Source organism: Micromonospora sp. WMMD730 (assembly GCF_049178955.1).
Lineage (GTDB): Bacteria > Actinomycetota > Actinomycetes > Mycobacteriales > Micromonosporaceae > Micromonospora > Micromonospora wenchangensis.
Map to the genome: position 1 here is coordinate 3688242 of NZ_JBMHML010000002.1, position 12123 is coordinate 3700364.

Annotated in this window: 12 protein-coding genes; 4 read left to right on the top strand and 8 right to left on the bottom strand. The window is 74.7% G+C overall.

Annotated features, from left to right (window positions below; genetic code table 11):
* The first annotated feature begins 16 nt into the window (after positions 1-16).
* The gene (locus ACN265_RS16205; protein ID WP_420119040.1) at positions 17-1120 is read left to right on the top strand and encodes a LacI family DNA-binding transcriptional regulator; all 1104 of its coding nucleotides are present in this window, start codon (positions 17-19) and stop codon (positions 1118-1120) included.
* Between the two features lie 134 nt (positions 1121-1254).
* On the opposite strand, the gene ACN265_RS16210 is transcribed toward ACN265_RS16205, so the two are convergent.
* The 5 genes from ACN265_RS16210 to ACN265_RS16230 all read right to left on the bottom strand — a co-directional run bounded on the left by ACN265_RS16210 (position 1255) and on the right by ACN265_RS16230 (position 7665).
* Positions 1255-2481 (bottom strand): glycosyltransferase, encoded by a 1227-nt coding sequence (locus tag ACN265_RS16210; RefSeq protein WP_421408426.1) that lies wholly within the window; start codon positions 2479-2481, stop codon positions 1255-1257.
* Positions 2478-4901 carry a glycosyltransferase family 39 protein gene (locus ACN265_RS16215; RefSeq protein WP_421408427.1) on the bottom strand — a complete coding sequence of 808 codons (2424 nt, stop codon included), beginning with the start codon at positions 4899-4901 and terminating at the stop codon, positions 2478-2480. The genes ACN265_RS16210 and ACN265_RS16215 overlap by 4 nt, the downstream gene beginning before the upstream one ends.
* A 44-nt stretch (positions 4902-4945) precedes the next feature.
* A complete protein-coding gene (locus ACN265_RS16220; RefSeq protein ID WP_420119037.1) occupies positions 4946-6478 on the bottom strand; it encodes a HAMP domain-containing sensor histidine kinase in 1533 nt (510 codons plus the stop codon).
* A 52-nt stretch (positions 6479-6530) separates the two neighbouring features.
* Positions 6531-7277: a response regulator transcription factor gene (locus ACN265_RS16225; protein ID WP_204924579.1), complete on the bottom strand. Its 747-nt coding sequence runs from the start codon at positions 7275-7277 to the stop codon at positions 6531-6533.
* Between the two features lie 154 nt (positions 7278-7431).
* Complete coding sequence (locus tag ACN265_RS16230) at positions 7432-7665, bottom strand: hypothetical protein (protein WP_204924580.1); 234 nt, start codon at positions 7663-7665, stop codon at positions 7432-7434.
* Between the two features lie 213 nt (positions 7666-7878).
* On the opposite strand from ACN265_RS16230, the gene ACN265_RS16235 reads away from it, so the two are divergent.
* The 3 genes from ACN265_RS16235 to ACN265_RS16245 all read left to right on the top strand — a co-directional run bounded on the left by ACN265_RS16235 (position 7879) and on the right by ACN265_RS16245 (position 10434).
* Positions 7879-8829 (top strand): serine/threonine-protein kinase, encoded by a 951-nt coding sequence (locus tag ACN265_RS16235; protein WP_204924581.1) that lies wholly within the window; start codon positions 7879-7881, stop codon positions 8827-8829.
* Between the two features lie 79 nt (positions 8830-8908).
* Entirely contained in the window at positions 8909-9334 is a 426-nt protein-coding gene (locus tag ACN265_RS16240) for an OsmC family protein (RefSeq protein WP_204924582.1), read from the top strand.
* 269 nt (positions 9335-9603) lie between these two features.
* Complete coding sequence (locus ACN265_RS16245) at positions 9604-10434, top strand: hypothetical protein (RefSeq protein WP_421408428.1); 831 nt, start codon at positions 9604-9606, stop codon at positions 10432-10434.
* A gap of 65 nt (positions 10435-10499) precedes the next feature.
* Here the strand turns inward: ACN265_RS16245 and ACN265_RS16250 are convergent, their stop codons facing one another.
* The 3 genes from ACN265_RS16250 to ACN265_RS16260 all read right to left on the bottom strand — a co-directional run bounded on the left by ACN265_RS16250 (position 10500) and on the right by ACN265_RS16260 (position 12101).
* Positions 10500-11009 carry an ATPase gene (locus ACN265_RS16250; RefSeq protein ID WP_421408429.1) on the bottom strand — a complete coding sequence of 170 codons (510 nt, stop codon included), beginning with the start codon at positions 11007-11009 and terminating at the stop codon, positions 10500-10502.
* A 169-nt stretch (positions 11010-11178) separates the two neighbouring features.
* A complete protein-coding gene (locus ACN265_RS16255; protein ID WP_402898027.1) occupies positions 11179-11625 on the bottom strand; it encodes a response regulator in 447 nt (148 codons plus the stop codon).
* A gap of 128 nt (positions 11626-11753) precedes the next feature.
* Positions 11754-12101: an STAS domain-containing protein gene (locus ACN265_RS16260; protein ID WP_204924661.1), complete on the bottom strand. Its 348-nt coding sequence runs from the start codon at positions 12099-12101 to the stop codon at positions 11754-11756.
* Between the last annotated feature and the right edge of the window lie 22 nt (positions 12102-12123).

The following is a 12123-nucleotide window of genomic DNA, read 5'->3' on the forward strand; positions in this document are numbered from 1 at the left end:
CGGCACGGGAGGCACAGTGAACAAGCGGGTGACCCTGCGCGACGTCGCCGGCCACACCGGGGTGCACGTTTCCACGGTCTCCCGGGTGCTGCGCGGCGACGACGTCCGGGTCGCCCCGGCGACCGCGGCCCGGATCGTGGCCGCCGCCCGGGAGCTGGGCTTCCACCGGGACCGTTGGGCGGCCAGCCTGCGCAGCGGCAAGACCGGGGTGATCGGCGTGCTGGTCCCCCGGATCACCGACATCGTGCTGGCCACCGTCTTCGAGGGCATCGACGCCGCCGCTGCCGCCGCCGGCTACCAGGCGGTGGTGAGCAGCAGTTGGGACGACGACGAGGCGCGGGCGGTGCGCATCCAGCGGTTGATCGGGGAACGGGTGGACGGGCTGATCATCGGTGACGCCCGCCGCAACGATCCGATGCTGGCCCGGCTGGCCGCCGACGGGGTGCCGTTCGTGCTGGTCAGTCGGGCCTCCCGGGGTTTCCCGTCGGTGACCGGCCGGGACCGACTCGGTGGTCGGCTCGCCGCCGAGCACCTGATCGACGTGGGCTGCCGGCGGCTGGCGGTGATCGCCGGTCCCGGGCACGCCAGCACCGCCGCCGACCGGGTCGCGGGCTTCCTCGCCGCGGCGAAGGCCCGGGGTGTGCCGGTCGACCCCCGGTGGGTCGCACCGTCCACCTTCGACGTCGCCGGTGGGGCCTCGGCGATGGCCGGACTGCTGGACACCGGTCGCCCCGACGGGGTCTTCGCGGTCAACGACTTCGCCGCGATCGGCGCGATGGGCACCCTGCGCGACCACGGCCTGCGGGTCGGTCGGGAGGTGGCGGTGGTCGGGTACAACGACATCGACGTGGACGCCCAGCTCCTGGTGCCGCTCACCTCGATCCGTACCCCGCTGCGGGACATGGGCTCGCAGGCCCTGCATGCCCTGCTCACCCTGCTCGGTTCGGGCAGCACCACGTCGGTACGGCTGGACCCGGAACTGATCGTCCGGGCGACCACCGCCGACTTCTCCCCCGGGGTCACGGAGGCGGTGGCGCGTACCGTCGCGCTGCCCGAGGTGCCCCACGGGGGACATCCGCGAGAACATTCCGCAGGCGTGGTGGTCACACCGGTGAACTGAGGCCCGCCCGGACCGGGTCGTCCCCGCCCCGCGCCGCCCGGACCGGTCCTGCGAGCCCCGCACCGCACGCCCGTGCCGGCTGCCCGGCGGTGCGGGCGGGGCACGGAGATCGCGACGCGCCACCGCCCGGCCGGTCAGGCCCGGCGGTGGTGCATCGCCAGGCGCAGCAGCAGGAACCGCAGCGCCGTCGCGGCGAGGTTCGCGACCACCAGCACGGCCAGTTCGACCGGCCGGGACGGGGTGCCGACCGCGTGCAGGGCGGCGAGCGCGCCGCTGGTCAACGCCAGGCCGAGGGCGAAGGCGAGCAACCCCTGCAGGTGGTGGCGGCCGGCGGACCGCCGGCCGGTGATGCCGAAGGTGAGCCGCCGGTTCGCCGCCGTGTTGCCCACCGCCGTCACCAGCAACGCCAGCAGGTTCGCCGGTTGCGCGCCGAGCATCCCCCGGGTCGCCACGAACAGCACCAGGTACGCCACCGTGCTGACCACGCCGACCAGGGCGAACCGGGCCAACTGGCCGGGCAGCCCGGCCGGCACCCGCGCCGGTGCGGCGGCCAGCGGTGCCCGGCCCCACTGGGCGCGCAGCGCGGCCAGCGGCAACGCCCCGGTGACCAGGGCCCGCCCCAGCCGGCCGATGCCGCGCAGGTCGGCCAGGGCGGTGGCCACGATGTCGACCCGGCTGTCCGGGTCGTCGACCCAGTCCACCGGCACCTCGTGGATGCGCAGTCCGGCGCGCTGGGCGAGCACCAGCAGCTCGGTGTCGAAGAACCACCCGGTGTCCTGCACCAGCGGCAGCAGCTCCCGGGCCACGTCGGCGCGGATGGCCTTGAAGCCGCACTGCGCGTCGGAGAACCGGGCGGCGAGAGCGCCCCGCAGCAGCAGGTTGTAGGCCCGGGAGATCACCTCCCGTTTGGCGCCCCGCACCACCCGGGAGGTCCGGGCCAGCCGGGTGCCGATGGCGAGGTCCGAGTGGCCGGAGATGAGCGGGGCGACCAGCGGCAGCAACGCTGCCAGGTCGGTCGACAGGTCCACGTCCATGTACGCCAGCACCGGGGCGTCCGACGCCGACCAGGCGACCCGCAGCGCCCGGCCGCGTCCCTTGGCGCTCAGGTGCCGTACCTCGACGTGCGGGAGTTCGGCGGCCAGCGCCTCGGCCACGGCGAGGGTGCCGTCGACGCTGGCGTTGTCCGCCACGGTGATCCGGAACGGGTACGGGAAGTGCGCGCTGAGGTGCTCGTGCAGCCGGCGTACGCAGGGACCGAGGTCGGCCTCCTCGTTGTAGACCGGCACCACCACGTCGAGCACGGCGGTCGGGGTGCCGGTCCGGGTCTGCACGGCGGGCCGGGGGCTGCCGATCGTGGTCATCCCTGTGCCTCCTGTCCGGCGTCGGTCAGGTCGTAGACGGTGACCCCGTCGACGGTCTGCGCGGTGAAGTTCTCGGTGACCCAGGTGGCGATCTCCTGGGAGGCGGAGCTGCCCCCGTTGGCCCGGAAGCCGCCCCCGCCGACGAAGTAGTGGATCTTCCCGGCGGCCACGTACTCCTGGAACCGGGCCAGGGTGGGTGACGGGTCGCTGCCGTTGAAGCCGCCGACCGCCATCACCGGCCGGCCGGTGGCGAGCTGGTAGCCGGAGGCGTTGTTGGAGCCGACGGTCGCCGCCATCCAGGTGTAGTCGTCGGCGTCGGCCGTCAGCAGCGCCTTCAGCGCGGCGCTCGGCTCCCGGGAGTCGAGCAGGCCGCCCATCCCGCCGGCCATGCGCCCCTGGCCACCCCTCGTACGCCCACCGTCCTGACCGGTGCCGCTGTTCGGACCGGCACCGCCGTTCGGACCGGAACCGCCGTCCTGGCCGGGGCCGCCGTCCTGGCCGGGGAAGCCGGGGAACTGGCCGGTGCCGCCGTCCCGGTTGCCGCCCGGGAGGCCGCCACCACCGGGGAAGCCGCCACCACCGGGGAACTCCATGCCGTTGCCCATCCGACCGCCGGGCCCGCCACGACCCGGGCCGAAGCCGCCCTGCACAGCCGGGCCGGCGCTCGGGATGGACCCGGTGTGCGGGGTGCCGGCGGTCTGCGCCGCGTACGCCGCCGGGCCGGCCAGTGCGGCCGACGCGCCGAGCGCCAGCACCACCGGCACCAGACGCCGGGGCAGCCGGCGGGCGAGCACGATCAGCACCGCCACGGTGAGCCCGGCGACCAGCACGGCCGACCGTAGCCAGGGCTGGAAGTCGACGCTGCGACCGAGCAGCCGCCACGACCACCAGGCGGTCACCGCGAGGGCACCGGCCAGGGTGACGGTGGCGAGCCACCCCCGCCACCGGGCGGGCCGCCGACCAGCGGCCTCCGACGCGGCACCGGCGGCAGTCGTCACGGCACCGGCGGTGGGCTGTGCCGTTCCGGCGGCAGGCTGCGCTGGCCCGAGGTCGGCCCCCGGCGTCGGTCCCGGGTGGACAGCCGAAGCGGCGACCGGCCCGGCGGGCGTCGCCGTACCGGTGACCGGGGGGACGGGTCCGGCGGCGGCCCGGCGTTCCCGCCAGAGCAGGACGGTGCCGATGCCGACCAGCGCGCCGACCGCCGGGGCCAGGGCGACGGTGTAGTACGCGTGGAAGATGCCGGACATGAAGCTGAAGATCAGCCCGGTGACCAGCAGCCAGCCGCCCCACAGCAGCAGCCCGGCGCGACGGCGGTCGGTGCGGGCCGCCCGGCCGGCCAGCACCAGGCCGGCGACGAGCAGGATCAGGGCGGCCGGCAGCAGCCAGGAGATCTGGCCGCCGACCTCGGTGGCGAACATCCGCAACCAGCCGGTCTGCCCGGAGAACGGTCCACCGCCACCGCCCATCCGGCCACCGCCGACGCTGCCCTCCTCGTCTCCGGTGATCCGGCCGAGGCCGTTGTAGCCGAGGGTCAGCTCCAGGATGCTGTTGGTCTGCGACCCGCCGACGTACGGCCGGGCGCTGGCCGGGACCAGTTCCACGGTGGCCACCCACCAGCCGGCGGCGACGACCAGCCCCAGGCCGGCCAGCAGCAACTGCCGGATCCGCCGCCAGAAGCCGGTCGGCGCGGCCAGCAGGTAGACCCCGGCGAAGACCGGGACCACCAGGAACGCCTGGAGCATCTTGGTGAGGAAGCCGAAGCCGACCAGCACCCCGACCAGCACGATCCACCGGGTGCCGGCCGTCTCCACCGCCCGGACCGTGGCGTACGCGCCGAGCACGAGCAACAGGACCAGCAGCGCGTCCGGGTTGTTGAAGCGGAACATCAGGGTGGCGACCGGGGTGAGCGCCAGGACCGTTCCGGCGATCAGCCCGGCGGCCGGGCCGTACCAGCGGCGGACGGTGGCGTACAGGACGCCGACCGAGGCGACGCCGAGCAGCGCCTGCGGCACCAGGATCGCCCAGCTGTTCAATCCGAAGATCCGTACCGACAGGGCCATCAGCCACAGCGCGGCCGGCGTCTTGTCGACGGTGATCGAGTTGGCCGCGTCGGAGGAGCCGTAGAAGAACGCCTTCCAGCTCTCGGAGCCGGCCTGCACCGCCGCCGAGTAGAACGAGTTCGCCCAGCCGGACTCCCCCAGGCCCCACAGGTAGAGCAGGCCGGTGCCGAGCAGCAGCACCGCCAGCGCGGGCCTGACCCAGCGCGGGCCGCGGCGGGTCGCGTCGCCGCTGTCCGGGTGCGACGACGCCGAGCGGGCCGGCGGTGCGGTCGCGGTGGCGCGCGGACCGGACGGGGGTGCGGTCGCGGTGTCGTCCGGCGGATCGGCCGGCGTCGTCAGCAGGCTCTCGGTTCTGTCCATGCGGCCAGCCTCGACCAGCGGGTTGGGGCCGCCCCGTGACCGAGCTATGCGTGGGCTGTGGAATCCGGCGGCGCGGGCGCGACCGGTTGCGGCGGCACGGGCGTGGCACGGTCCGGGGGCGTCGGGGTGGCCGGCAGCCGGACGGTGAAGACCGTCCGGCCCGGTCGGCTCTCCAGCTCGACGGTGCCGTGGTGGGCCTCCACCACGGCGGCCACGATGGCCAGGCCGAGGCCGGTGCTGCCGTGCTGCCGGGACCGTGAGCTGTCGCCCCGGGCGAACCGTTCGAAGACCTCGTCGCGCAGCTCCGGGGGCACCCCGGGGCCGTCGTCGGTGACGCTGAGTTCCACCGCGTCGGATACCGGGGCGATGCGGGTGGTGACGGTGGTGCCGGGCGGGGTGTGCACCCGCGCGTTGGCGAGCAGGTTCGCCACCACCTGGTGCAGCCGGACGGCGTCGCCGGGCACCTCCACCGCCTCGTCGGGCAGGTCGAGCTGCCAGCGGTGTCCGTCGCCGGCCACGTGCGCGTCGCTGACCGCGTCGACCACCAGCGCGGTCAGGTCGACCGGCCCGGTGGCCAGCGGCCGTCCGGAGTCCAGCCGGGCCAGCAGCAGCAGGTCGTCGACGAGGCTGGTCATCCGGGTGCTGGCGGATTCGACCCGGCGCAGCGCGTGGGCCACGTCCGGCGGTACCCGGTCCCGGCCCCGCCGGGCCACCTCGGCGTAGCCCCGGATCGCGGCCAGCGGGGTCCGCAGCTCGTGCGAGGCGTCGGCGACGAACTGGCGTACCCGGGTCTCGCTGGCCTGCCGGGCGGCGAGCGCGGCGGCGACGTGGCCCAGCATCCGGTTCAGCGCCGCGCCGACCTGCCCCACCTCGGTACGCGGGTCGGTGTCGGCGGCGGGCACCCGTACCGACAGCGCCACCTCACCCCGGTCCAGCGGCAGTTCGGCGACCCGCCCGGCGGTGGCCGCCACCCGGTGCAGCGGGCGCAGCGTGGCCCGGACGATCAGCGCGCCCAGGCTGCCGGCGATGAGCAGGCCGGCGGTGGCGACGCCGGCCTGGGCGACGACCATCCACCAGACGGTCTCCTGCACGGGGCGCAGCGGGATGGCGAAGACCAGGGTGTCGCCGCCGGGAACCTGGCGGGCCACCGCCCGGTAGTCGCCGCGCTCGCCGAGGTCGACGGTGTGCGGCCTGCTGTCGGCGGGCAGCCCGGTCAGCGGGGCGACGTCGGCGGCGGCGAGCGCCTCGGTCGCGCCGGAGGCGCTGCGGATGCGGGCCGACGGCTGCTCCTGCGGGACGATCCGCATCCCGATCGAGCCGACCGGGTACGTCGGTGGCGGGTCGGGTTGTCCCTGCCGGCCGGTGGCCTGGTCGAGGGGGCGGGGCTGGCCCGGGGTCCGGTCCCAGGGCAGCCGGCTGTCGAAGCGGCGGTTGTCCCCGGCGAGCTGGGTGTCGACCTGGTTGATCAGGAAGTGCCGTAGCGCGACAGTGGTCAGCCCGCCGATGCCGATGCTGACCAGCGCCAGCAGCGCGACCACGGTGAGCACCAGCCGGCGGCGCAGGGACCAGCCCGCCAACCGGTGACGCCGCTGGCCGCCGGCCAGCCGGCGGCGGAGGCGACCGACCGGGTCACGGCGCGGGTTTGAGGACATAGCCGGCGCCGCGCAGGGTGTGGATCATCGGCGCGCGCCCCACGTCGATCTTCTTGCGCAGGTACGAGATGTACAGTTCGACCACGTTGGCCTGCCCGCCGAAGTCGTAGTTCCACACCCGGTCGAGGATCTGCGCCTTGCTGAGCACCCGACGCGGGTTGCGCATCAGGTAGCGCAGCAGTTCGAACTCGGTGGCGGTCAGGGTGATCAGGTCGTCGCCCCGGCGTACCTCGTGGCTGTCCTCGTCGAGGGTGAGGTCGCCGACGGTGAGCACGGCCTCCTCCCGGGCGGTCACCGCGAAGCCGGTACGCCGCAGCAGGGCGCGCAGCCGGGCGATGACCTCCTCCAGGCTGAACGGCTTGGTTACGTAGTCGTCGCCGCCGACGGTGAGGCCGGCGATCCGTTCCTCGACGGCGTCGCGGGCGGTCAGGAAGAGCACCGGCACGGTCGGGGTCTGCTCGCGCAGCCGGCGCAGCACCTGGAAGCCGTCCAGGTCGGGGAGCATCACGTCGAGCACCACCGCGTCGGGCTGGAACTGCCGGGCCGCGCTCAACGCCGCCATCCCGTTGCCCGCGCTGCGCACCTGCCACCCCTCGTAGCGCAGCGCCATCGACAGCAGGTCGGTCAGGGTGGGTTCGTCGTCGACCACCAGCACCCGGACGGGTTCGCCGTCGGGGCGGCGCAACTCGATCCGGTGCGGTGCGGTCTGCCCCTCGGTCACCATGCCCCCATCGTGGGACCGGTTACTGGCGCTGCCCTGTGCGCATCCTGTGCGCCCGCTGTGCGCGCGGCCCCGCTCGACCGTACCGGGCCCGGCGGCGTCGGGGGGCGGTTCCCCGGATCGCGCCCGGCCACCCACGGGCCGGCGCGGCGTGCGGCTACTGGCTCATGCCGGTCGGGTAGGTGTGCACGAAGGACATCGTCCACTGGTCGTCGCCGGCCGGCTGGTCCCGCTGGTAGAGGTGGTCGGGACCGCCCCCGCCGGGGGCCGGCGGGGCGTCCGGGTGGCGCAGCACCCAGCGGGCGGGCGGCACCCCCGCCGGGTCGGCCGGCAGGACCCGGACCAGGTCGTGGGCCGGTCCACCGACGAAGCGTACGGTCACCTCGCCCATCGGGGCCTCCCTCCGGCGGCCGGCGGTCGCGGGCCACTGACGGCAAGCTACCGCACCCGGGGTCGGGCCGGGGTGGCCCGACCGGGTCCACCGGCGTGGGATCGGGTCCACGGGGCGGGGCGGACACGGTTTGCCCAGCACAGCGGCCGGGTACCGGCTCGACAGCGCCATCGCCACCCCGGCGACGCGTTCGGCATGGACGGGAGCGGGTCGATGAGGACGCTGGCCGGGCGTTACCAGCTCGAACAGCGCATCGGCATGGGTGGGATGTCGGAGGTCTGGCGGGCCCACGACGTCGTCCTGGACCGGCCGGTCGCGGTGAAGCTGATGTCCCCCGCCCACCGGGGCGAGCAGACCTCGGTCGAGCGGATCAGGGCCGAGGCCAGGTCCGCCGCCCGGCTGGTGCACCCCAACGTCGCCAGTGTCCACGACTTCGGCACCTCGACGGCCCTGCCCGGCCGGGAGATGCCGTACATCGTGATGGAGCTGGTGGAGGGCGAGACCCTCGCCGCGCACCTGCGGGCCGGCCCGTTGGACTGGCGGATCGCGGTCCGGGTCTGCGCCGAGGTGGCCGCCGCGCTCGCGGCGGCGCACGCCCACGGGATCGTGCACCGCGACGTCAAACCGGCCAACGTGATGCTCACCCCGTCGGGGGCGAAGGTGCTCGACTTCGGTATCGCGACCCCGGCCGGCGCACCCGACCACAGCCCGGACGGCATGCTGATGGGGACTCCGGCGTACCTGGCCCCGGAACAGTTCGACAGGCAGCCGGCCACCCCCGCCGCCGACATGTACGCCGTCGGTGTCCTGCTCTACTACTGCCTCACCGCACGGCTGCCGTACGCGGCGGGGACCACCGCCACCCAGCTGGTCGGGTCCCGGCGGAAGATCACGCCGGAGCCGTTGCCGCCGGTCGCCGGACTCCCGGCCGAGGTGGCCGACCTGTGCCGGCGCTGTCTCGCCGACGACCCGTGCGAGCGGCCCAGCAGTCTGGTGGCGGCGCTGGAGCTGGCGGAGGTGGTCGACGCCCGGGTCTACGTGCCGATGCTGGCCTCGGTGCCCCGGCCGCGCACCGCGCCGGTGTCGCCGTGGACCGAACGGGCGGCCGCCGAGGAGACCGAGGCGGTGGCGCTGCACGACTGGTCCCGGACCGGACCGGTCTGATCGAAGCCGTCGGCGCGCCGGGCGGGCGTTTCACCCGTTCGTGGCCGGGAACCCGGCCGACGGATGAGGGGGGAACGCGATGCCGGATCCGAGTTCCTGGCTGCACGAGGCCAGCGCGACCGCCACGGGCGGGCACGTACGCACCGACGACGGTGGGCTCTCCACCGCGCTGGCGTCACCGCTCGCGCCGCACTGCACCGGGTTGACCCCGGAGCAACTGCTCGCCGCCGCCTTCGCCTCCTGCCTGCACCACGCGGCGGTCGAGGCGGCCGGGGAGATCACCGACGAGGCGCACACGGTGCAGGTGACCGCCGAGGCGAAGCTCGGGCGCGACGACGACGGCCGGTACCGGGCCGACGTGCACGCCAGCATCTCGTCGGCCGGGTTGAGCCGGGAGCAGTTGGCCGAACTGGTCGCGTACGCCGACCGGCTGTGGCCGTTCTCCAGCGACGACAGCAGCCGGCACCGGCTGACGGTGAGCGCGGCCGAGAACGGCCGGCACTGAACCGCCGACGCCCCACCTCCGGCGGAGGCGACCCCGCCGTCCGGCGGGGTCGCCTCCGCCGTTCGGTCGGGTCGCGGCCGCCGTCCCGGGACCGCCGACGGCCATCCGATTCATGACCGCAGGAGCGGTATAGCCGACAAAGGCGCTGTGTACGGTTCACGGCTTTTAAAGACCGGTACACGGAATATCAGGGCGGATTCGGGCCGATTGTGGCGTAGGCCACCCATACCACCGCCGGTTCCCGGCCGAAACCTCTCTAACCTCGTCGGGTGCACCCCGACGAGACCGCCGCGCAGCAGCCGGCCCGGAACCGCCCGGCCACCCGTTCGGCCCCGGTAGCCTCGGACGAACGGAGGATCGGCCGGCACCGCGCGCCGGAACCACCCCGACGGGGCATCGGTGCCGCGCTCGCCTCCACCCCCGCCCGGATCGCCCTCGCCGGTGGCGTCACCTGCTGCCTGGGGCTCGTCGCGCTGGCCGGGACGCACCGGGTCGACAGGCAACCCCGGCCGGTGCAGGAGGTGCTGGCCGACCGGACCACCGACGAACAGCGCGCCTCCCGGTCCCGGGAGCGGACCGTCCTGCCGGCCAGCCCCCTGCCGGCCAGCCCCCGACCGTCGGCCACCCACAGCGCCACGCCGAAGCCGACGAAGAAGCCGGCCCGGCCCCGCCCGGTCGCCGGGCTCAGCCGGGTGCAGATGGACAACGCCCAGGTGATCGTCGAGGTCGGCGTCGACCTGGGGGTGCCGCGCCGGGGCCTGGTGGTCGCCGTCGCCACCGCCATGCAGGAGAGCGACCTGCACAACCTCGCCAGCGACGTGCTGCCCGAGTCGTACGACCACCCGCACCAGGGCAGCGGCTCGGACCACGACTCGGTGGGCCTGTTCCAGCAGCGCCCGAGCAGCGGTTGGGGCACGGTGGCCCAGCTGATGCGCCCCGCCTACGCGGCGCGGGCGTTCTACTCCGCGCTGGCCGAGGTCCCCGGCTGGCGGCAGCTCAGCATCACCGCCGCCGCGCAGGCCGTGCAGATCTCCGCCTACCCCGGCGCGTACGCGCGGCACGAGGACCGGGCCTCCGCCGTGGTCGACGCGCTGCTCTGAACCCGCCCTGCCGGCACCGCGGGCGGGCGGCGGCGGGACCGGGTCGCGCCCGGCAGGGTGCCCGGTCAGGCGACCCGGGTGCCCGGCTCGGGCTGGTCCACAGTCACCTCGTCAATGCCGGTGGCGACCCGGGTGGCCGGGACACCCCCGGCGGCGGCGGTCGGGGTGTCCACCGGCACGGTCTCGACGGTCAGCCCGGTCAGGAGCTGGTCGACCCGGGCCGCCCGGTGCCGCCGTTCGTGCAGTGACGCCTCGAACTCGCGGCGGGCCTGCACCGCCTCGGCGTACACCCGCTCGCGCAACTGCCGGGCCTCCTCCCGGGCGGCATCCAGCTCGGCGCGGGCCCGGGCCAGCAGCTCGCCTGCCGTCCGCAGGGCCGCCGGCGCGTCGGCCCGCCGCCGGTCGACCACCGCCAGGAGCAGGGTGGTCTCCTGGCGGATCTGGTCCCAGTCCCGCCCCGCGCCGGCGATCACCTCCGCCCGCGCGGCGAGCCGGGTCAACCGGACTCCGAGCTCGTCCAGGCAGGAATCGACCTGACGCCGGTCGTAGCCGGACTCAACGACGGAGAACCTCATACGTGTCGCCCCCCAGGAAGCTGGTACGTCTGTCCCAGCTCGATCCTCGCGGTAGCCGACGACCCCCGGGGCGGTTCGAGAAAAATGTTCAGCAATTGCGGGGCGGGTCCCGGGGCCGACGACCGGGGCGGACCCGACGCGTCGGTACGCGCCGGGACGCCCCGGGCGGTCAGGAACGCTTGGGCAGCACCACGACCCGACCGAAGAACTCGTCGATCCGGCGCACCACGTCGTTGAAGTCGTCCAGGTCGATCGGCTTGGTGACGTAGGCGTTGGCCTGGAGGCTGTAGCTGCCCACGATGTCGGTGTCCGCGTTGGAGGTGGTCAGCACCACGATCGGGATGGTGCGCAGGTCGTCGTCCTGCTTCACCTCGCCGAGCACCTGCCGGCCGTCCATCCGCGGCATGTTCAGGTCGAGCAGGATCACGTCGGGGCGCCGGGCGTCGACGTGCCGACCCTCCCGCCGCAGGAACTCCATCGCCTCCTGACCGTCACCGACCACGTCGATGACCTTGGCGATGCCGGAGTCCGCCAGGGCTTCCTCGATCATCAGCACGTCACCCGGGTCGTCGTCGACCACCAGGATGCGGACGGGGTTCGTGGCGCCTCGGTCCATGGGTCCAACCTGTCTGTGTCGGCGAGCGGGGGACGACGGTCTCGGTACCCCGTTGGCGGCCTGACCGAACGCGGTCACCCGCGAAGCGGGAACGGCGCGGTCATCCGCTGGCGGGGAAATTTAGCCCATCACCGGGCGGACGGCGACCGCGGGTCGGCGGTATCGGGCTGATAGCGCAGCACGTCGGCCAGGCCGGTGATCTGCAGGACCCGGTCCACCCGGCCGGTCGCCCCGTACAGCCGCAGCCAGCCACCCCGCGCGGCGGCGAGGTTGTCCCCCCGGACGAAGGCCGCGATGCCTGTGGAATCGCAGAAGGTCAACCCGGTGAGGTCGAGCAGCAGGTGCCGCTCACCGTTCGCGGCGAGCCGGTCGATCTCGGTGTTGAGTGCCCCGGCCGAGCTGAGGTCCAGCTCGCCGACGAGCCGCAGACACACGCCGCCATCGTCCCGCTCGGCGTGCGTCACGGTGAAGGTCAACGTCGTCCCTCTCGCTCCCACC

Excerpts from the sequence above, each read along its gene's own strand:
- ACN265_RS16230 (WP_204924580.1), bottom strand. The coding sequence starts at position 7,665 with ATGGGCGAGGTGACCGTACGCTTCGTCGGTGGACCGGCCCACGACCTG.
- ACN265_RS16255 (WP_402898027.1), bottom strand. The coding sequence starts at position 11,625 with ATGGACCGAGGCGCCACGAACCCCGTCCGCATCCTGGTGGTCGACGAC.
- ACN265_RS16215 (WP_421408427.1), bottom strand. The coding sequence starts at position 4,901 with ATGGACAGAACCGAGAGCCTGCTGACGACGCCGGCCGATCCGCCGGAC.
- ACN265_RS16225 (WP_204924579.1), bottom strand. The coding sequence starts at position 7,277 with ATGGTGACCGAGGGGCAGACCGCACCGCACCGGATCGAGTTGCGCCGC.
- ACN265_RS16235 (WP_204924581.1), top strand. The coding sequence starts at position 7,879 with ATGAGGACGCTGGCCGGGCGTTACCAGCTCGAACAGCGCATCGGCATG.
- ACN265_RS16240 (WP_204924582.1), top strand. The coding sequence starts at position 8,909 with ATGCCGGATCCGAGTTCCTGGCTGCACGAGGCCAGCGCGACCGCCACG.
- ACN265_RS16210 (WP_421408426.1), bottom strand. The coding sequence starts at position 2,481 with ATGACCACGATCGGCAGCCCCCGGCCCGCCGTGCAGACCCGGACCGGC.
- ACN265_RS16250 (WP_421408429.1), bottom strand. The coding sequence starts at position 11,009 with ATGAGGTTCTCCGTCGTTGAGTCCGGCTACGACCGGCGTCAGGTCGAT.